Below are 19,463 nucleotides of genomic sequence, written 5' to 3'. Positions count from 1 at the left end.
TGGCCAGCGCCGCCGCCGAGGGGGCGGAGGCCGGCCCGCCGCCGGCCCGGCCTGCGGCAGCGGCCTCGGCACCCGCCGCCGCCACCCCGGCACCCGCACCCGCACCCGCCCCGGCCCCCGCTGCCCAGGCCCCTGCCCCTGCCGCAACCCCGGCGCCGGCGGAACCGCCTGCCGCGGCGGACCCGATCATCGCCCCCAATACCCTCGGCGCCCAGCTGCTGAGCGGCCTGTCCGGGCGGGTCGGCATCGCCGCCGACAGCGTGCTGCAGGTGGTGCAGTCGATGGCCGACCTGCCGGCGCTGTGGGAGGCCGGCAAGGAGCTGGCGCAGGACCCGGTGGCGCGGACCCGGATGCTGGACGCGGCCTGGAAGCTGCTGCTGCTGCTGGGCATCGGCCTGCTGGCCGAAGCCGTGCTGGTGCGGGCGCTGGCGCGGATGCGGCGCTGGCTGGACGCCACCGCGCCGCGGGCGAACGAGCCCTGGACCTGGCTGAAGCGGGTGCCGCTGGTGTTCGGCCGGCTGCTGCTGGACCTGCTGCCGATCGCCGCCTTCGGCCTCGCGGTCTATGGGCTGTTCGGGCTGGTGCACCCGCTGCCGACCACCCGGCTGGTCGGGCTGATGATGGCCAATGCCTACATGGGCGCCCGCACCGCCTTCGCCCTGGCGCGGATGCTGCTGTCGCCGGCCTCCAACCACCTGCGGCTGATCCCCTGCTCGGATGCGGCGGCGGCGGCCAGCGCCCGCTGGCTGCAGCGGCTGATGCTGGTGGGCGTCGGCGGCTATACCCTGGCCGAGGCGGGGCTGCTGTTCGGCCTGCCCTGGGCGGCCTACGACGCCATCATCAACGTCACCCTGCTGGTGATCTCGCTGATGCTGGTGCGGCTGGTGCTGCAGCAGCGGGAGGCGGTGGCCGAGGTGCTGCGGGCCAAGCCGCTGGAGCCGGGCGAGGTCGCGACCGGCACCCGGCTGATGCTGCGCGGCGCCCGCAACCGGCTGGCCGAGATCTGGCACGTGCTGGTGATCCTGTGGCTGGTCGCCTCCTGGGTGGTCTGGGCGCTGGCGCTGGAGAACGGCTTCCAGCGGCTGCTCTGGGGCACGGTGCTGACCCTGGTCATCGTCGGCGCCGCCAAGGCGCTGGACGAGGCCTTCATCCGCGCCACCAACCCGCTGCTGGAGCCGAGCCCGGAGCTGGCCAGGCGCTGGCCCGGCCTGCCGGCCCGGGCCGCCACCTACGTGCCGCCGGCGCGGGCCTGCGTCGCGGTGCTGCTCGGCCTGGCGGTGGTGGTGCTGCTGCTGCAGACCTGGGGGCTGAATTCGCTCGAATGGTTCGCCGTCGGCACGCTGGGCAACCGCCTGGTGCAGACCCTGTTCAACATTCTCTGCACCCTGGTGCTCGGGCTGGTGGTCTGGGAGCTGGCCAGCTCGAACATCCAGCAGCGGCTGACCCGGCTGTCCCGCGACAGCCACGCCGCGCGCAGCGCCCGGGTGCGGACCCTGCTGCCGATGCTGCGGACGGTGATCGGGGTCTTCATCCTGGTCTTCGTGGTGCTGAACGCGCTCTCCCAGCTCGGGGTCAACGTGGCGCCGCTGCTAGCCGGCGCCGGCGTGGTCGGCCTGGCCATCGGCTTCGGCTCGCAGACCCTGGTCAAGGACATCATCACCGGCGTCTTCCTGCTGCTCGAGGATGCGGTCGCGGTCGGGGATTCGGTCAACGTCGGCGGCAAGGGCGGCGTGGTCGAGCACCTGTCGATCCGCTCCATCAAGCTGCGCGACGGCGACGGCTCGATCCACATCGTGCCCTTCTCGGGCGTGACCACGGTGACCAACAGCACCCGCGACTTCGCCTTCGCCATGGTCGACATTCTGGTCGCCTACGAGACCGACACCGACGAGGCGGGCGCGGCCATCAAGGCGATCGTCGCCGAGATGCGGGGCGAGCCGCGCTTCGAGCGGGCGATCCGCGACGAGTTCGACTTCTGGGGCGTCGACAACCTCGGCCAAGTGGGCGTGACGCTGCGCGGCCGGGTGCGGACCGAGCCGACCCAGCGCTGGCCGGTGCAGCGCGAGCTGATGCGGCGGGTCAAGCGGCGCTTCGAGGATCTGGGCATCGAGATCCCGCACCAGCCGCTCGGCGCGCTGGCGCCGCCGCGGGCGCCGAAGCCCCGGCCGGAAGCGCCGGGCTGAAGGCGGCTCAGCCCCCCGTCAGCCCCCGGGCAGCGCCCCAGACAGCGCCCCGGGCAGCGCCCTGAGGCCCCAGAGCACCGCCACCCCGACCAGGATGGAGAGCGCCAGCTTGCCCAGCCTGGCCTGGGCCAGTAGCGCCGCCGCCGCCGCCACCCAGGCCGGCCAGCCCTCCCGGGCCAGGGCGGGCGCGAGGAAGGCGACGAAGATGCAGCCCGGCAGGTGCTGCAGCATGGCCTGCACGAAGGGCGGCGGCCGGGTCACCCGCAGGATGGCATAGCCGCCGGCGCGGCAGAGGTAGGTCACCGCCGCCATGCCGAGGATGGCGGCCAGCACGTCCCAGCGCAGCGTCATGTCCGGCGGAGGTCCCGGGCGGCGCCGGCGGCGGAGCCGAGCAGCGCCCCGGCCAGCACCGGCCAGGGCGCGCCGAGCCCGGCGCCGTGCGCCGCCAGCGCGGCGGCGCCGGCGACGACCCAGGGCAGCAGGTCCGACCGGCCGCGCCAGATCGGCACCAGGATCGCCATCAGCGCCGCGACCGAGGCGAAGAAGACCGGGTGCCCCGGCGGCAGCCGCACCGCCGCGCCGAAGACATGGCCGACGCAGCACATGACCATCCAATTGGCCCACATGGTCAGGCTGGCGCCGACCAGGAAGCCGGCGTCGCGCCGGCCGGCCCGCATCTCCGCGACCATCAGGGCGAAGGCGTTGTCGACCAGCACCGCGAGGCTGCCCCAGAGCCGGAGGCCCGAGAGCCGGTCCAGCACCGGGGCCAGCGCCGCCCCCATCGGCGCCATGCGCAGGTTGATGACCAGCACCGCCAGCGTCGCCGCCAGCACCGGCGCCGGGTCGGCCCAGAGCTCGAGCGCCACCAGCTGGGCGGTCCCGGCGAAGACCAGGCCGGACATCACCAGGGTCTCGAGCAGCGACAGGCCCTTGGCATCGGCCGCCATGCCGACCACCAGGCCGAAGGGCATCAGCCCGATGGTGAGGGCGAGCGCGGCGCGGCAGCCGCGGCGGGCACCGGCGGCGGTGAAGCCGACGCGCACCCCGGCGGGGGGTCCTGGATCCTGATGCAAGGCGAGGCTGTCCCCCGGTTGGGGAAGGGGTATGCCACCGGGCGGCGGCCGGGCGGAAGGGGCCCTCAGTCCAGCATCGGCACCAGCCCGGGGTCCGACTGCCGCATCGCCCGCTGGTAGGCCGGGCGGGCGCCGATCCGCCGGAGGTAGCCGCGGATGGCCGGATAGGGCGCCAGCTCGAAGGGCAGGAACAGCCGCATGGTGGTCAGGGAGAAGACGGTCATGATGTCGGCGGCGGTGAATTCCGCGCCGGCCAGCCAGTCCTCGGCGCCGAGCCTTGCCTCGACCAGGCCGAGGGCGCGCTCCAGCCGGCCGCGCATCGCCGCCGGCACCGGGTGGTCGGCCGGGAGGTCCAGCCGGCCGAGGATCATCATCCGCCCCATCGCCGGCTGCAGCGTGCCGTTGGCGAAGTGGTACCAGTAGAGGTAGTCGGCGAAATCCGGATGGTCCGGGCCGAGCGCCAGCCGGCCGCCGCCGTGCCAGCCGATGATGTAGTCCATCACCGCGCCGGATTCGGCCAGCACCAGCGGGCCGTCGGTGATGACCGGCGCGGCGCCGATCGGGTGCAGCGCCTTGTAGTCGGCCGGGGCCAGCCGGGAGTGCGGGTCGCGGTCGGTGCGGCGCAGCGCGTAGGGGATGCCGAGCTCCTCGCAGAGCCAGGGGATGCGCTCCGACTGCGACAGGCCGAGGTGATGCACGACCAGCATGGCGCGGTCCTTTCCGGGGTGGCGCCCATGCAGCCACGAAAGCCGGGGCGGCGGCAATGGGCGGGCGGGGCGGGTCTTGGAGCGGCCGGCGCCCGGGTATAGCCTTGCCGGCATGTCCGATGCCTTCGACCTCGAACGCTTCGTCCAGGCGCAGGAGCCGGTCCTGGCCGCGGTCCGGCGCGAGCTGGCCGAGGGCCGGAAGCGCAGCCACTGGATGTGGTTCGTCTTCCCGCAGCTCGCCGGGCTCGGCCGCAGCGCCATGGCGCGGCACTACGGCATCGCCTCCCTGGCCGAGGCGCGGGCCTACCTCGCGCATCCGCTGCTGGGGCCGCGGCTGCTCGACTGCACCGGGCTGGTCAACCGGGTCGAGGGCCGCTCGGCCCATGCCGTCTTCGGCAGCCCGGACGACCTCAAATTCCACTCCTGCATGACCCTCTTCGCCGCGGCCGGCCCCGGGGCGCCGGCCTTCCGCGCGGCGCTCGACCGCTACTTCGCGGGGGCGCCGGATGCCGGGACGGTGCGGCTGCTGGAGGGAGGCTAGCGCAGCGCCCGCGCCGGCACGCCGCCGACCGACTGCCCCGGCGGCACCTCCGCCACCACCGCGGCGCCGACCCCGACCACCGCCGCCTCGCCGATGCCGACATAGGGCCGGCAGGCCGCCCCGGCCCCGACCAGCGCCCGGGCGCCGACCCGCACCCCGCCGGCCAGCACCGCCCCGGGGCCGACATGGGCGCCCTCCCCCACCACCGTGTCGTGCTCGGCGATCGCCCCGGTATTGAGGATCGCCAGCCGCCCCACCCGGGCCAGCGCCCCGAGCACCACCCGCGGCAGCAGCACCGCGCCGGGGCCGACCTCGGCGCTGCGGGCGAGGATGGCGGAGGGGTGGCAGAGCGCCGGCAGCAGGAAGCCCATCGCCTCGAGCCGGGCGCCGGCGGCCAGCCGGGCGGCATTGTCGCCGATGGCGATGCAGGCCTGGCGGCAGCCGGCGGCCAGCAGCCCGGGCAGCGCCGATTCGTCGCCCAGCACCGGCACCCCCAGCACCGGCGCCGCCGGCGGCCGCGCATCGACCAGGCCGACGACCTCATGGCCGGGGAGGTCCCGCAGCAGCTCGATCAGCGCCCGGCCATGGCCGCCGGCGCCGAGGATCACCAGCCTGTCCCGCATCGCCACCCCCGCCCTTCATCGCCGCGCGCCCGATCATAGCCCGGCGCTCAGCCGCCGGGGCGCAGCGCCATGATGTCGGAGAAGTCGAAGCCCAGCAGCTCCGCGTCGGTATGCTCGGCGATCCCGCCATCGGCCTCGATGCGGTAGAGCCGGAAGCCGAGGTCCCGCAGCAGCCCGAGATGGTCCAGCGCCTCGTCGCGGGCGTAGTGGAAGGGCACGAATTCCATCAGCAGCTTCACCGCCGGGCTGCGCCGCAGCAGCTCGGTCCCGCCGCGCAGGATGGCGGGCTCGTGGCCCTCGGCGTCGAGCTTGATGAGGTGCACCTCCGGCACCGCCGCCAGCACGTCGTCGAGCCGGACGGTCTCGACCGCGACCGCGTGGGTGGTGCGGCCGGTGCGGGCGCCGAAGGCCTCGGCATAGGCCGCCGAGACCGGGCGCAGGGTGGCGGCGGCGGTGCGGCCCTCGAAGACCAGCAGCGGCGCGGTGCCGGCGCGGTCCGACAGCGCCAGGCGATGCGGGATGGCGCTGGGGGCGAAGCCGTTGACCTCGAGGTTGTCGGCCAGCAGGCGGTGGATCGCCGGGTTCGGCTCGAAGGCGTGCACCGTGCCGCCGGGATGCACGGCGCGGCCGCCGAGCACGCTGTAGTAGCCGACGTTGGCGCCGATATCGACGAAGACCTGGCCCGGCTGCAGCAGCGACATCAGCACCTTGGTGAGGTGCGGCTCGCAGTAGCCGAGGTTCAGCAGGTGCGGCGTGACGATCAGGTCGGTGCTCGAGACGTACATGAGCTGGTCGAGCCAGTTGCGGGTCAGCATCACGCCGTCCCCGACATAGACGCCCTGCAGGCCGGGCTTGGCCCAGGGGTCGGGAAAGCCGGAGGCCTCGGGCACGAGCGTGGTCAGGAGCATGGGAGCCCTAGGGTTGCGGCACGGCGGCGCAGCCCTGCGGCCGGAGCTTGCGCGTGGTGCCGGCGGGGTGGGTCAGCAGCCGCGCCGCCGGGCGGATCGGGCGGCGGACCAGCTCGCCGCCGCAATTCGGGCAGCGGCCGGCCAGGGTGGCCTCGGCGCAGCCGGCGCAGAAGGTGCATTCGTAGGAGCAGATGCGGGCCGCCTCGCTGTCCGGCGGCAGGTCGGTGCCGCAGCACTCGCAGCAGGGACGAAGCTCGAGCATGGCAGGCCTCCGGATGCGTGGCGGAAGGGTGCCATGCCGCGCGCCGGGGTGCCAGCCGGCACCCCGGCCCGGGAAATCAGAAGGGCACCCGCAGCATCGCGCCGGGCGAGGGCAGCCAGTTGCCGCCGCCGCTGGGCGCCCGGCGGTCCGGCGTCGGGTCGGCGCGGGTGAAGGTCTGGCCCTGCGGCAGCTCGCTCGCCGTCGGCAGGCCGAAGGAGAGCCGCGGCTTCGGCTCGCGGTCCGACAGCGGGCCCTGGACCAGGCCGGTGCGCGGGACCGGGGCCGGCTCCAGCCCGGGGATGCGCGAGGGCGGCGGCGGGCCGTCGATCGCGGGCGGCGGCGGGGGTGGCGCCGCGGCGGCGGCGGCCTGGGGCTGCGCCGGCGGGCGGCGGCGCCGGCGGCTCTCGGCGGGGGCGGGGGGGCTGGCCAAGGCTGCCATGGCGACGAGCCAGCCGCGTCTCGGGATCCTGTCCATGTGCATAAGACGCGGCAGGGCGCCGCGGGTTCACTACCGCCGGTTCAGGCGGCGCCGCTCAGCCCGGCGCGGCCGCCAGCAGCCGGACCAGGCCATGGATGCCCGCCAGGGTCGGCACCGGCTGGCCGAGCCGCCCGGCCAGCTCCACCAGCGCCCCGACCAGCGGGCCCGATTCCAGCGGCCGCCCGGCCTCCAGGTCCTGCAGCATGGAGGTGCGGAAGGCGCCCAGCCGGCGGGTGACGGCGATGCGGTCGGCGATCGCCCGCTCCCCGCCGGGATCCTCCGGGCCGGCCAGCGGCAGGCCGATGCGGTCGCCGAGCGCGGCCATCTCGGCCATCATCGCCATGACCAGGCCGCGGATGCCGGCGTCGTCCAGCATCGCCCGCATGTCGGCGCGGCAGAGCGCGCTCAGCGGGTTCATGTTGGAATTGCCCCAGAGCTTCAGCCAGACCTCGCGGCGGATGTCGGGCACCGCCGCGGCCGGGATGCCGCCGGCGGCCAGCGCCCCGACCAGGCGGGCGAGCGGGCCGGGGTGGCGGCCGGAGGGGTCGCCGAGCAGCAGCCGGTCCTGCTGCATCAGCCGGATGACCCCGGGCGCCGCGACGGTCGCGCCGACATGGGCGACGGCGCCGAGCACCCGGTCCACCGGCATGGCCGCGGCGAGCGCCCCGCCGGGGTCGACGCTGGCCAGGGTCAGGCCCTCGGCCGGGCCGCCGAAGCCCTGGAGGAACCACCAGGGGATGCCGTTCTGTACCGCCACCACCAGCGTTCCGGGCCCGCGCAGCCGCTGGATCAGCGGCAGGGCGGCCGGCAGGTCGTGGCTCTTCAGCCCGAGCAGCAGGATGTCGGCGCCGGCCAGGGCGGCGGGGTCGTCGGTCGCTTCGACCGGGAAGGCCTCCCGCCGCTCGCCGTGGAGGAAGACGAGGCCCTGCGCCCGCAGCGCCGCCAGGCTGGCGCCGCGGGCCAGGATGCCGAGGGAGGCGAGGCCTGGGTTATCCAGGCCGGCCCGGGCGAGGCCGGCGGCGAGCCAGCCGCCGACCGCGCCGGCGCCGAGGATGGTGACGCGCATGCAGGGGCTCCGTGGGGCGGGGTGGTCGGGCCGCTGTAGCACGCGGCCCGGCGCGCCGCCCCCCGGATCCGGCCGCCGGGGCGGCCGGCCTGTCGGGCTTGGCTCAGTGCCAGTCGCGGCGGTACCAGGGCCGCGGCTCCGGCGCGGTCAGCCGGCCGAGCAGGAAGCCGACCGCGGCGACCAGGCCGACCGTGGCCAGCGGGTAGCCGCGCAGCAGGTGGGAGACGTTCTCCGACCCCGTGGCCACCACCTCCCGCGCCTCACGGCCGTATTCCGAGACCTTGCGCCCCGCCTCGTCCAGCGCCGGGCCGGCCTTGCGGCCGAGGTCCGAGGCCTTGTCGGAGACCGCCTCGGCGGCGTCGCGCACCGCGTCCTGCGCCCCGCCGAGGGCGTTGCGGGCGGTGCCGGCCAGCTTCCCGGCGCTGCCCTCGGCCTGCAGCTTGGCGTCGCCGGTGGCGTCCCCGACCGCCGACTTGACGCTGCCCACGGCCTTGTCCGCCATCCCGCCGATCCTGTCCTCGTTCATGCTGCTGTCTCCTGTTGGGGGTGTGCGCCGGGACCGGCGGCGGTTGCTGCCGCCGGCCCCGCCGATGGAGGCCTAACGACGCAGCCGGCGGTCGGGATGCGTCGCCGCGACGCACGATCGCACCGGTAAATTGATGCGGACGCATCAACCGAGGCCCGCCCCGGCCGTTTCCGGGGGCATGGCCCCTCCCGTCCCCCCGAAGCATGCCGACACCCAGCAGCTCCGCTCCATCATCGCCGGCGTCAGCGACGGGGTGATCCTGATCGACCCCGACCAGCGCATCGTCTGGGCCAACCAGCCGGCGCTCGACATGCATGGGGTGACCGACCTCGCCGGGCTGGGCGGCACCGCCACCGGCTACCGCGACCGCTTCGAGCTGCGCTACCGCAACCGCCACCGCCTGCCCGAGGGCGAGTACCCGCTGGAGCGGGTCATGGCCGGCGAGGCCTTCGACGAGGTGGTGGTGGAGGTGGCGCTGGCCGGCGAGGCGGATGCCCGCTGGACCCACCGCATCCGCAGCCTGGTGCTGACCGACGCGGCCGGCCTGCCCGACCTGCTGGTGCTGATCCTGCGCGACGAGACCGAGCGCTGGGACGCCGAGGAGCGCTTCGAGCGCAGCTTCAACGCCAACCCAGCCCCGGCGCTGATCCTGCGCCTGTCGGACCTGCGGCACATCCGGGTCAACCGCGGCTTCCTCGAGATGACCGGCTACCGCGAGGACCAGGTGATCGGCCGCTCGGCCTACGACGTCGACGTACTGGAGGGCGCGGCGCGGCGGGAGCTGGCGGTGGAGCGGCTGCGCGTCGGCCGCACCATCCCGCAGATGGAGGCGCGGCTGCAGCTGCCCGACGGGCGGGAGAAATGCGTCGTGCTGGCCGGCCAGCCGATCGAGATCGGCAGCACCGCCTGCATGCTCTTCACCTTCGCCGACATCGACGCCCGCCAGCACGCCGAGGCGGCGCTGCGCCACAGCGAGGAGCGCTTCGCCCTGGCCTTCCGCGCCCTGCCGGTGCCGGCGGTGCTGGCCGATGCCGGCGACCTCCGCATCCTGCTGGCCAACGAGGCCTTCTGCCACGGCACCAACCGCGCCGAGGCCGACGTGGTGGGGCGCTCGGCCCGCGACCTGCCCCTCTGGGCCGGGGCGGAGGCGGCGGAGACGCTGTTCGGCAGGTTCCGACGCGAGGGCCGGCTGGGCGGGGAGGAGGCCTGCCTCGCGGTGCGGGACGGCGCCCCGCTGGCCTGCCTGGTCTCGGCCGTGACGGTGGAGCTCGGGGGGCGGCCCAGCATGCTGCTGGTGGCCGCCGCCGCCCCGGACCGGGCCAGGACGCGGGCCGAGATCGCGGCGGCGGTGGCGGCGGCGATGACGGATGCCGAGGCCATCACGACGCGGGTGCTGGACCACCTCGCCCGCGCCGCCGCCGGCCCGGGCCGGCCGGCGGAGCCGGCGCTGTCGGGCCTGCCGGCGCGGGCGCGGGAGGTGCTGGGGCTGGTGGCGCAGGGGCTGGACGACGCCGCCATCGCCGGCCGCCTCGGGCTGAGCCGGACCACGGTCCGCAACCACGTGAACGGGCTGTACCGCCGCCTCGGGGTCGGCTCCCGGTCCCGGCTGGTGGTCTGGGCGCATGCGCGCGGCCTGGACGCCGGCCGGGGATGAGGCGCGGCCACCGGGCCGTCCGCACCAGGGCGCCGGTTCGGCCGCACCGCCTCGGGGACGATGGTTCGCCGGTGCCGATGCAACCCCCGCCGCCCCTCCCTGTTGCTGCTGCGTCGCCCGGCCCGCAGCGCTACGGGCATTGCCAAGGATCTCCGCCATGGACAAGGACCGTATCGAGGGTTCCGCGAAGCAGGCCGTCGGCTCCGTCAAGGAAGCCTTCGGCAAGCTGACCGGGGATGCCAAGACCCAGGCCGAGGGCGCCGCCCAGAAGGCCGAGGGCAAGGTTCAGAATGCCGCCGGCGGCGTGAAGGACAGCCTTCGCGACGCCACCGGCAAGCAGGGCTGACCGCGCCGTCGGCAAGGCTCCGGCCCGGCGCCCTGCCGGGCCTCTTCAATGCCCGTACCCGGCCATCGCGCCGGGCTTCAAGGAACCCAACATGTCAACGACCTATTCCGACCCCACCTATGCCGGCACGGCCGCCACCGCCGCCCCCGCAACCCGGATCTCCTGGGGCGCCATCGTCGCCGGCGCCGTCGTGGCCCTGGCGATCGGCCTGATGCTCAACGTCCTCGGCACCGCCATCGGCGCCACCCTGGTGGATGCGGCCGAGCGCGACACCCCCGATGCCTCCAGCTTCGGCATCGGCGCCGGGATCTGGCTGCTGGTCTCCAACCTGATCGGCCTCGGCATCGGCGGCTACGTGGCGGCGCGGCTTTCCGGCACCGCCAGCCGCACCGACGCGACCCTGCACGGCATGGCCATGTGGGCGGCGTCCTTCCTGATTTCCGCCGTGCTGCTCGGCAACCTGGTGGCGGGCGTCGCCTCCACCGCCGCCAGCGGCGTGTCGGGCGCGATCGGCGGCATCGCCCGCGGCGCCGGCTCGGTGGCCTCGGCGGCCGGCGAGCAGGTGGCCGACCGCACCAGCACCGGCACCGTCCAGTCCGCCACGCAGCAGATCATCGACCGGGCGCAGAATGCCCTGGCCGGTGCCGGCAATGCCCCGGCCAGCATGACCTCGGACCAGCGCAAGGCCGAGATGACGACGCTGGTGGGCCGGCGGGTCTCCGACGGCAACCTCTCGGGCGCCGACCGCGAGCGGCTGACCGCCCTGGTCGCGGCCGAGTACAACATCAGCCCGCAGGAGGCGCAGCAGCGCCTGGCGCAGACCGAGCAGCAGGCCCAGCAGGCGCTGCAGCAGGCCGAGCAGCGCGCCCGCGAGGCCGCCGACGCGACCGCGAAGGGGGCCTCGGTGGCGTCCTTCTCGATCTTCCTGACGATGCTGCTCGGCCTCATCGTGGCCGTGGTCGGCGCTCGCCGGGGCACCCGCGACCACGCGACCGCCTACGGCGCCCGCGTCGCCGCCTGAGACCCGTGCCTGCCCGCCCCGCCGGACATCCGGCGGGGCGGGTCCTCAGCCCGCGGCCCGGCGGATGATCAGCCCGAGGGAGGTCGTCACCAGGCCCTCGCGCTGCAGCTTCAGGTGCGGCAGCGCATAGGGCGGCAGGTCGATGCGGGCATCCAGCTCCCGGTCGCCCGGATGGGTGTTGAAGGGGGCGACCTCGTGCCCGGCCGTCGTGAGCCCGGCGATCAACGCCTCGATATCCTGCCGCCGGAAGACCGACAGCCCCGGCGTCTCCATCGTGGCGTCGTCGGAGGACAGGTTGAAATCCGTCGTATGCACCGCGACCCCGCCCGGCCGCAGCGTCCCGAGGCTGGCGACGATGAAGTCGAGCCCCGCCCGCAGCGACCCCAGGTGCTCCAGCGCGCAGGCCGACCAGCAGAAATCGAAGCCCGCCAGCCCATCCGGGATGCGGTTCATGTCCACCGCGCCGAACCGCACCAGCCGGCGGAATTCCACGGCGGAGACCAGCTCCGGCCGATGCACCGCGTCCAGCCCGGCGGCGTGGTCGTTGGTCGACTGCCAGCCCTGGTCGGCCACCACCTCGGCCGGCGCATCCGTCGCCGTCACCGCCACGCCGCGCGCCGCGAAATAGGATGGCAGCGGCTCCTGCCCGCAGCCGAAGCCGAGGCCCAGGCTGCCCTCCCGCAGCAGCCCCGCCGCCTCCAGCGCGGCGCCGATGTAGCAGAACTCCCAGGGCTTGCGGTGCTGCGTCGGCTGCAGCGCGAAGCGCCCGCACCAGGCGGCATAGGCCGGCTCCGCAAGCTGCCCGGCGGTGCAGAGCTGGCTGACCGGCCGGTCCAGCCTGGGCGGCTCGAAGCGCCAGGGCACCTGCGGCGAGGCCGGCGGCGCCAGCAGGAACAGCGGCACCGCATACCGCCGCGGCACCAGGTCGCGGTAGAACGCGGCGAAATCCGGCATCTCGGCGAAGGCCCGGCGCAGCGATTCGAGGTTGCCGTGTCCCATGTGCCGCTCCAGCTCCTCGATGCCGGCCGGCTCCCGCCCGAGGAAGAACCGCATCGCCCAGCGCACCGCATCGAGGCTGACGCCATTCGCCTGCTCGAGCGGCGGCAATACCTCGAAGACCGCGGCCCGATGGGCCTGCGCCGCGCCATCGGCCGGCGCCAGCTCCGCCGCCCGGCGAAAGGCCGCCAGCGCGGCCTCCCGCCGGTCCTGCTGGCGCAGCACATGGCCGAGGTGGAGGTGGGTATCCGCCGCCTCCGGGTCCAGCTCCAGCGCCCGGCGGTAGGCCGCCTCGGCCGCCGCCGGCGCCCCGGCGCCGCGCGCCGCATGGCCGTGCTGCACCCAGGCCGCGACCGGCTGCTCCGGCTGCACCCGGAAGGCCTGGCGGAAGGCTTCCAACGCCCCCACCGGCTCCCCCAGCGCCAGCAGCGCATGGCCCAGCTCCAGCGCCGCCTCCGCCCGGCCGGGCGCCAAGGCCGACGCCCGGCGGAAGGCCTCCACCGCCGCCACCCGCCGCCCCAGGCCGTTCAGCGCATGGCCAAGCTGCAGCTGGCACTCCGGATCCGCCGGCGCCAGCGCGGCGGCCCGCGCATAGGCCTCCAGCGCCTCGGCCGGCCGGCCCCGCTGCTTCAGAGCATGGCCCAGGTGCAGATGCCCGTCGGCGAAGCCCGGCCGCAGCTCCAGCGCCCGGCGATAGGCCGCCTCGGCCCCCGGCAGGTCGCCCGATTCCTTCGCCGCATGGCCGTACTGGACCCAGATCGGCGGCAGCGGCGGATGCTCCTCCAGCGCATGGCCATAGGCCTCGCGCGCCGCCGGCCAGTCCCGCCGGTCGCGCGCCGCATTGCCCCGGCGAATCCAGTGCCGGGCCCGCCGCCGCGCCGGCGTCACGCTCTCGATGATCCAGCGCATCCCGTCGACGCTCCATCCGGAAGAACCGGTCCGGCCAGCCTGGCGTGAACCACCCCATGGCCAGGGAGCCATGGGACAGAGGGCCGCGCCCCGTCCCCAGAACACGATCATGCCGCCCGATGCAACCCTGCGACGATCCCGGCCGGGGCTGTCCTATCCCGGGTTCCGCAGGGCCTGCCGCAGGGCGCGCCCGGCATGGTCGGTGCGGAGCGGGCCGCGACCTTGCCGGCATCCCCCCACGGGCGGATGATCCCCCAAAATGACGGAGGGACCGCCATGCGGCTCAAGGACAAGGTCGCCATCATCACCGGCGGCGCCCATGGCATGGGCGAGGCCGAGGCGCGGCTGTTTGCCCGCGAGGGCGCCGCCGTGGTCATCGCCGACGTGCTGCCCGAGCTGGGCGAGGCGCTCGCCGCCGAGATCAACGCCGGCCAGGGCCGCGCCCGCTTCCACCGCGCCGACGTCACCGCCGAGGCCGACTGGCAGGCCCTCATCGCCGCCACGCTCGCGGCCTACGGCCGGCTCGACATCCTGGTGAACAACGCCGGGATCAGCGGCAGCGCGGTCGGCGACGACCTCTCGCTGGAGGGCTGGAACCGGTTGCTGGCGGTGAACGCGACCGGCACCTTCCTCGGCACCACCCTGGCGGCGCAGGAAATGGCCAGGGCCGGCCGCGGCGCCATCGTGAACATCTCCTCGATCATGGGCTTCATCGGCGGGGCGGAGGGCCACCCCGGCTATGCCGCCTCGAAGGGCGCCGTCCGGCTGCTGACCAAGTCGGCCGCGGTGCGCTGGGGGCCGCAGGGGGTGCGGGTGAACTCGGTCCACCCCGGCTACCTTCCCGCCATGCTCGGCGGCACCAATTCCGGCGGCAGGGCGGCCAAGATCCCGCTCACCCCGCTGCGCCGCCTGGGCGAGCCGATCGAGGTCGCCCATGGCGTGCTCTTCCTCGCCTCCGACGAGGCCTCCTTCATCACCGGCACCGAGCTGGTGATCGACGGTGGCTACATCGCGCAATGACCCCGGGAGCAGACCTCATGCCGGATACCGTCACCACCCTCGACCGCCCGACCAAAACTGTAACCCGGACCACCGACGCCATCGTCATCGGCGCCGGCATCGCCGGCATGTACCAGCTCTATCGCCTCCGCCAGCTCGGCCTTTCCGTGCAGGTCTTCGAGGCCGGCAGCGGCGTCGGCGGCACCTGGTTCTGGAACCGCTACCCCGGCGCCCGTTTCGATTCCGAAAGCTATACCTACGGCTATGCCTTCGACGACGCGCTGCTGGCCGAGTGGAACTGGGGCGAGCATTTCGCCGCCCAGCCGGAGACGCTGCGCTACCTGAACCACGTCGCCGACCGCTTCGACCTCCGGCGCGACATCCAATTCGACAGCCGCGTCGCCGGCGCCGACTGGGACGAGGCCGAACGCCGCTGGACCGTCACGCTCGACAGCGGCGAGCGCTTCGACTGCCGCTTCCTCATCACCGCCCTCGGCCCGCTCTCGGCCTCGACCATGCCGCGGCTGCCCGGCATCGACGACTTCCAGGGCCAGTCCTTCCATACCTCGAAATGGCCGCATGAGCCGGTGGACTTCGCCGGCAAGCGCGTCGCGGTCATCGGCACCGGCGCGACCGGCGTGCAGGTGATCCAGACCATCGCGCCGCTGGTCGGCTCCCTCACCGTCTTCCAGCGCACGCCGAACTGGGCGACGCCGCTGCTGAACGCCGAGATCACCGAGGCCGAGCAGGCGAAGATCAAGGCCGGCTACCCCGCGATGTTCGAGCTGCTGCGCCAGACGCCGGGCTGCTACATCCACCAGGCCGACCCGCGCGGCACCTTCGAGGTGAGCGCCGAGGAGCGCGAGGCCTTCTGGGAGGAGCTCTACGCCAAGCCCGGCTTCGCCATCTGGATGGCCAATTTCCGCGACATGCTGACCGACCCCAAGGCCAATGCGCTGTTCAGCGAATTCGTGGCCAGGAAGATCCGCCAGCGGGTGAAGGACCCCGAGGTGGCGGAGATGCTGATCCCGAAGTGCCACGGCTTCGGCACCCGCCGCGTCCCGCAGGAGACTCATTACTACGAGGCCTACAACCTGCCGCACGTCTCGCTGGTGGACATCAAGGCGACGCCGATCGAGCGCATCACCGCATCCGGCATCAGGACCAGCGACGCCGAGCGCGAATTCGACATGATCATCTACGCGACCGGCTTCGACGCGGTGACCGGCAGCTTCGACCGCGTCCGCTTCACCGGCACCGACGGCCTGACCCTGAAGGAGAAGTGGCAGGACGGCACCCAGACCTACCTCGGGCTGATGTCGCACGGCTTCCCCAACATGCTGACCCTGGTCGGCCCGCACAATGCCTCCACCCGCTGCAACATCCCGCGTTGCATCGAGCAGAACGTCGAATGGGTGGCGGAGCTGATGCGCTACGCCCAGGAGAAGGGCATCACACGCATCGAGACGACGCCCGCGGCCGAGGCCGACTGGTCCCGCCATGTCGAGGAGCTGGCCGGCGGGCTGCTCTACACCCTCGTCGACAGCTGGATGACCGGCATCAACCGCAACGTCGAGGGCCGCACCACCCGCCGGGTGCTGCAGTATCAGGGCGGCGCCCCGGCCTACCGCGAGCATTGCGACGCGGTGGCCAAGGCCGGCTACACGGGCATGACGTTGAGCTAGTAAAGCCCGCCCAGCCCCTGGTCGAGGCCCACCGCGGTGCCCCGCGCCGGGTCCTCCGACGGCGGGCGGGCGGCATTCTCCGTCCCCGGGCGGAAGGCCTCCATGCTGCCGTCCTGCATCCGCACCAGCGCCACGCCGGGCGGCGCCCGGAAGGGCACCGCCGGGCTGCCGCGCAGCGCCGCCTCCAGCACGTCGTGGAAGATCGGCGCGGCGTTGCTGCCGCCGGTCTCGCCGTTGCCGAGGGAGCGCGGCTCGTCGAAGCCCATCCAGACCGCGATGACGATGTCCGGGGTGAAGCCGACGAACCAGTTGTCGACATAGTCGTTGGTGGTGCCGGTCTTGCCGGCGACCGGACGGCCCAGACCCTTGCCGGCGGCGGCGCCGGTGCCGCGCGACACCACGCCGGTCAGCAGGTTGACCATCTGGTAGGCGGCGATCGGGTCGGTGATCTGGCGGCGGTTGTCCACCAGCTCCGGCGGCCCGGCGGCGGCGCTCGCCGCGCCGCAGCCGGCGCAGCCGCGGTTGTCGCTGCGCCAGACCACCCGGCCGCGCTGGTCCTGCACGCTGTCGATCAGCGTCGGCGCCACCGCCCGCCCGCCGTTGACGAAGGCGGCGTAGCCGGCGGCCATGCGCATCACCGTCGTCTCGCCCGAGCCGAGCGACATCGCGAGGTAGCGCGGCATGTTGGGGATGACGCCGAACCGCGCCGCCGTCTCCGACACCTTGTCCATGCCGACCTCCTGCGCCACCCGGATGGTGACGAGGTTCAGCGACTTCTCGAGCGCGGTGCGGATCGAGACGTAGCTGTTGGTCACGCCGTCGCCGTAGTTGCCGGGGCGCCAGGGGCCCTGCGGTGTGTTGATCTCGATCGGCGCGTCGAGGAAGCGCTGGGTCGGCGGGATCCCCGCCTCCAGCGCCGGCAGGTAGACGAAGGGCTTGAACGAGGAGCCCGGCTGCCGCTGCGCCTGGGTCGCCCGGTTGAACTGGCTGCGCTCGAAGGACCAGCCGCCGGCCATGGCCAGCACCCGGCCGGTGGCGGGGTCGAGCGCGACCACCGCGCCCTCCACGCCGGGGATCTGCCGCAGCGCCAGCCGGGCCGGCCGGGCCGGGGTGCGGCCCTGGGCCGCGACGGCCGGCAGCTGCTCCACCAGCACGACGTCGCCGGGGGCCAGCACGTCCTGCATCCGCCGCGGCGGCGCGCCGAGCCTGCCCTCGCCCAGCGCCCGCCGCGCCCAGGCGGCATCCTCGAGCGCCAGCGCCGCGGTCCGCGGCTGCGCCGGGCCGCGCGGGTCCGGCTTCTCCAGCCAGCCGAGCCGCGCCTCGCGGTCGCGGACCTCGAGCGCGACGGCCAGCTTCCACTCCGGCAGGGCGCCGCCGGGCCGCGCCACCGCCTCCAGCGCCGGCAGCCATTCGGTCGCGGCGGCGCTGATCTTCGCCACCGGGCCGCGGAAGCCGCCGCGGCGGCGGTCGTAGGCGGTCAGCCCGACCCGCAGCGCCGCCTCGGTCGAGGCCTGCAGCGTCGGGTCGAGGCTGGTGCGGACCACCAGCCCGCCCATGTTGGTCTGTTCCTGGCCGAAGCGGCTGGTCAGCTCGCGCCGCACGTCCTCGGTGAAGTGCTGGCCGACCTGCACCACCTCGGGCCGGCGCAGCAGCCGCGGGACGATGGGCTCGGCCTTGGCCGCCGTCGCCTCGGCGGCGGTGACGGCGCCATCCTCGGCCATGCGGTCCAGCACCCAGTCGCGGCGGGCGCGGGCGGCGTCGGGGAAGCGCAGCGGGTTGTAGTTGTTCGGCCCCTTCGGCAGCACGCCGAGGAAGGCGGTCTCGCCCAGCGTCAGCTCGTCGAGGCTCTTGTTGAAGTAGGCCTGGGCGGCGGCGGCCACGCCATAGGCCTGGTAGCCCAGGAAGATCTCGTTCAGGTAGAGCTCGAGGATGCGGTCCTTCGGCAGCGTCTCCTCGATCCGGATCGCCAGGATCGCCTCGCGCAGCTTGCGCGTCAGCGTCCGGTCGGCGCCCACCAGCATGTTCTTGGCCACCTGCTGGGTGATGGTCGAGGCGCCGCCGAGCCGCCGGCCGGAGCCGTAATTCTCCACCGCGGTGAGGGTGGCGCGCAGGATGCCGATGGGATCGACGCCGTGGTGCTCCCAGAAGCGCTGGTCCTCGGCGCTGACGAAGGCGGCCTGCAGCCGGCGCGGGATGGCCTCGATCGGCACGAAGACCCGGCGCTCGGTGGCCAGCTCGGCCAGCAGCCGGCTGTCGGCGGCATAGATGCGCGACATCTGCGGCGGCTGGTAGTCGGCCAGCCAGCGGTAGTCCGGCAGGTCGGCGGCCACCTGGCGATAGATGCCGAAGGCGGCGATCGAGCCGCCCAGCAGCACGACCGCGGCCAGGGTCGTGAGCACCCCGAGCACGCCGCCGAAATAGCGCCGCCGCCGCCGCGGCTTGGGCGGCTTGCTGGCGGGTGGCCGTGGCGGGGGCGGCGGCACGACGCCGAGGGTCGGCTCGGCGCGGTAATCAGGGGGCGACATGACGGGTCCCAATACAGCGTCTCGTGGAAGGCGGCATACCCGCAAATGCGCGACCGGGCGGCGTCCTGCCGGACCGCGCCAGATATAGGCCAGGCGGCGGGCCGGAGCATCACCGGCGCCGGGAAGTTCCGCCCCGGGAACGGCGGCCGCCGCGCCGGGGGAGGGTTGGGGCGGCTAGCCCGCCGCGGCCAGCGCCGGGCCGCGGGCGCCGAGGAAGCCGTGCACCGCCTCCGCCAGCGCCCCCGCCACCTTGGCGCGGTGGCTGGCCTTGTTCAGCGCCGCCTCGTCCCCGGGGTGGGAGAGGAAGCCCATCTCGACCAGCGCCGCCGGCACGTCGGGTGCCTTCAGCACCATGAAGCCGGCCCGCCGGTGGGTATGCGGCAGCAGCGCCACCTGCCCGTCCAGCGCGCCCACCACCATCCGCGCCATGCGCTCGGAGCCGGAGCGGGTCTCCTGCCGGATCAGGCTCAGCAGGATGCGGCTGACCTCGGGCGAGACGCTCGGCAGCCGCAGCCCGCCGGCGCGGTCGGCCTGGTTCTCCCGCCGCGCCAGCCCGGCCGCCAGGCTGTCGGTCGCGGTCTCGCTCAGGGTATAGACGCTGGCGCCGCGGGCGCCCGGGGCGCTGTCGGCATGCAGCGACAGGAACAGCGCCGCCTCCCGCCGCCGGGCGACCTGCACCCGGTCCGCCAGCGGGATGAAGACGTCGCGCGAGCGGGTGAGCAGCACCCGGCACCGCCCCGCCGCCTCGAGCTGGCGCTTCAGCTCGAGGCCGGCGGCCAGGGTGATGCGCTTCTCCAGCGTGCCGCGGCCGCCGATGGTCCCGGGGTCGCGGCCGCCATGCCCGGGGTCGAGCACCACCAGCGGCAGCGGCCCGCCTGGCCGGGCGGCGGCGGCCAGGCTGCGGCCATCGGCCAGCCGGGCGAAGCCGGCCGCCGGCCCCGGCTGCAGCGTGATGCGCAGC

At 74.7% G+C, this 19,463-nt stretch carries 19 protein-coding genes; 7 read left to right on the top strand and 12 right to left on the bottom strand.

From position 1 onward, the window contains the following. Positions 1 to 2,183, top strand: a 2,183-nt coding sequence (locus QWZ14_RS18835) for a mechanosensitive ion channel domain-containing protein (RefSeq protein WP_290318357.1), incomplete at its 5' end; no start/stop codon positions are given. An 18-nt stretch (positions 2,184 to 2,201) separates the two neighbouring features. Here QWZ14_RS18835 and QWZ14_RS18830 read toward each other — a convergent pair. The 3 genes from QWZ14_RS18830 to QWZ14_RS18820 all read right to left on the bottom strand — a co-directional run bounded on the left by QWZ14_RS18830 (position 2,202) and on the right by QWZ14_RS18820 (position 3,963). Beyond that, positions 2,202 to 2,534 (bottom strand): AzlD family protein, encoded by a 333-nt coding sequence (locus tag QWZ14_RS18830; protein WP_290318356.1) that lies wholly within the window; start codon positions 2,532 to 2,534, stop codon positions 2,202 to 2,204. Next, complete coding sequence (locus tag QWZ14_RS18825) at positions 2,531 to 3,256, bottom strand: AzlC family ABC transporter permease (RefSeq protein WP_290318355.1); 726 nt, start codon at positions 3,254 to 3,256, stop codon at positions 2,531 to 2,533. Before QWZ14_RS18825 ends, QWZ14_RS18830 begins: the two co-directional genes overlap by 4 nt. Positions 3,257 to 3,321: 65 nt before the next feature. Next, positions 3,322 to 3,963, bottom strand: a complete 642-nt coding sequence (locus tag QWZ14_RS18820; RefSeq protein ID WP_290318354.1) for a glutathione S-transferase family protein — start codon at positions 3,961 to 3,963, stop codon at positions 3,322 to 3,324. Between the two features lie 112 nt (positions 3,964 to 4,075). Here QWZ14_RS18820 and QWZ14_RS18815 point away from each other — a divergent pair, with 112 nt between their 5' ends. Next, the gene (locus tag QWZ14_RS18815; protein WP_290318353.1) at positions 4,076 to 4,504 is read left to right on the top strand and encodes a DUF1810 domain-containing protein; all 429 of its coding nucleotides are present in this window, start codon (positions 4,076 to 4,078) and stop codon (positions 4,502 to 4,504) included. Here the strand turns inward: QWZ14_RS18815 and QWZ14_RS18810 are convergent. From QWZ14_RS18810 to QWZ14_RS18785, 6 genes are all read right to left on the bottom strand, one after another. After that, complete coding sequence (locus QWZ14_RS18810; RefSeq protein WP_290318352.1) at positions 4,501 to 5,127, bottom strand: NeuD/PglB/VioB family sugar acetyltransferase; 627 nt, start codon at positions 5,125 to 5,127, stop codon at positions 4,501 to 4,503. The two genes, QWZ14_RS18815 and QWZ14_RS18810, sit on opposite strands and share 4 nt — an antisense overlap. Positions 5,128 to 5,174: 47 nt before the next feature. Further along, positions 5,175 to 6,035: an FkbM family methyltransferase gene (locus tag QWZ14_RS18805; RefSeq protein ID WP_290318351.1), complete on the bottom strand. Its 861-nt coding sequence runs from the start codon at positions 6,033 to 6,035 to the stop codon at positions 5,175 to 5,177. A 7-nt stretch (positions 6,036 to 6,042) separates the two neighbouring features. Next, positions 6,043 to 6,297 (bottom strand): DUF1272 domain-containing protein, encoded by a 255-nt coding sequence (locus tag QWZ14_RS18800; RefSeq protein ID WP_290318350.1) that lies wholly within the window; start codon positions 6,295 to 6,297, stop codon positions 6,043 to 6,045. A 76-nt stretch (positions 6,298 to 6,373) separates the two neighbouring features. After that, complete coding sequence (locus tag QWZ14_RS18795) at positions 6,374 to 6,736, bottom strand: hypothetical protein (protein ID WP_290318349.1); 363 nt, start codon at positions 6,734 to 6,736, stop codon at positions 6,374 to 6,376. 94 nt (positions 6,737 to 6,830) lie between these two features. Beyond that, the gene (locus tag QWZ14_RS18790) at positions 6,831 to 7,841 is read right to left on the bottom strand and encodes a ketopantoate reductase family protein (RefSeq protein WP_290318348.1); all 1,011 of its coding nucleotides are present in this window, start codon (positions 7,839 to 7,841) and stop codon (positions 6,831 to 6,833) included. 103 nt (positions 7,842 to 7,944) lie between these two features. Then, positions 7,945 to 8,367: a CsbD family protein gene (locus QWZ14_RS18785; protein WP_290318347.1), complete on the bottom strand. Its 423-nt coding sequence runs from the start codon at positions 8,365 to 8,367 to the stop codon at positions 7,945 to 7,947. A 178-nt stretch (positions 8,368 to 8,545) separates the two neighbouring features. Between QWZ14_RS18785 and QWZ14_RS18780 the strand changes: the two genes are divergently transcribed. The 3 genes from QWZ14_RS18780 to QWZ14_RS18770 all read left to right on the top strand — a co-directional run bounded on the left by QWZ14_RS18780 (position 8,546) and on the right by QWZ14_RS18770 (position 11,388). Beyond that, positions 8,546 to 10,021, top strand: coding sequence for a PAS domain S-box protein (locus tag QWZ14_RS18780; protein ID WP_290318346.1), 1,476 nt, complete (start codon positions 8,546 to 8,548; stop codon positions 10,019 to 10,021). A gap of 157 nt (positions 10,022 to 10,178) precedes the next feature. Next, positions 10,179 to 10,367: a CsbD family protein gene (locus QWZ14_RS18775; RefSeq protein ID WP_290318345.1), complete on the top strand. Its 189-nt coding sequence runs from the start codon at positions 10,179 to 10,181 to the stop codon at positions 10,365 to 10,367. A 91-nt stretch (positions 10,368 to 10,458) separates the two neighbouring features. Beyond that, complete coding sequence (locus tag QWZ14_RS18770; protein ID WP_290318344.1) at positions 10,459 to 11,388, top strand: hypothetical protein; 930 nt, start codon at positions 10,459 to 10,461, stop codon at positions 11,386 to 11,388. Positions 11,389 to 11,433: 45 nt separating this feature from the next. Here the strand turns inward: QWZ14_RS18770 and QWZ14_RS18765 are convergent, their stop codons facing one another. Beyond that, entirely contained in the window at positions 11,434 to 13,293 is a 1,860-nt protein-coding gene (locus QWZ14_RS18765) for a tetratricopeptide repeat protein (RefSeq protein ID WP_290318343.1), read from the bottom strand. 276 nt (positions 13,294 to 13,569) lie between these two features. On the opposite strand from QWZ14_RS18765, the gene QWZ14_RS18760 reads away from it, so the two are divergent. Both QWZ14_RS18760 and QWZ14_RS18755 read left to right on the top strand, forming a co-directional pair. Continuing rightward, positions 13,570 to 14,313: a glucose 1-dehydrogenase gene (locus tag QWZ14_RS18760; RefSeq protein ID WP_290318342.1), complete on the top strand. Its 744-nt coding sequence runs from the start codon at positions 13,570 to 13,572 to the stop codon at positions 14,311 to 14,313. Between the two features lie 17 nt (positions 14,314 to 14,330). Next, complete coding sequence (locus QWZ14_RS18755; protein WP_290318340.1) at positions 14,331 to 15,977, top strand: flavin-containing monooxygenase; 1,647 nt, start codon at positions 14,331 to 14,333, stop codon at positions 15,975 to 15,977. Here QWZ14_RS18755 and QWZ14_RS18750 read toward each other — a convergent pair. Then, a complete protein-coding gene (locus QWZ14_RS18750; RefSeq protein ID WP_290318339.1) occupies positions 15,974 to 18,502 on the bottom strand; it encodes a penicillin-binding protein 1A in 2,529 nt (842 codons plus the stop codon). The genes QWZ14_RS18755 and QWZ14_RS18750 overlap by 4 nt on opposite strands. A 174-nt stretch (positions 18,503 to 18,676) precedes the next feature. Next, a partial coding sequence (locus QWZ14_RS18745) for an N-acetylmuramoyl-L-alanine amidase family protein (RefSeq protein ID WP_290318338.1) occupies positions 18,677 to 19,463 on the bottom strand: 787 nt, incomplete at its 5' end.

Origin of the sequence: Paeniroseomonas aquatica (assembly GCF_030409335.1) — a bacterium.
Classification (GTDB): domain Bacteria; phylum Pseudomonadota; class Alphaproteobacteria; order Acetobacterales; family Acetobacteraceae; genus Belnapia; species Belnapia aquatica.
This window is presented reverse-complemented; position numbering and strand designations above follow the sequence as displayed.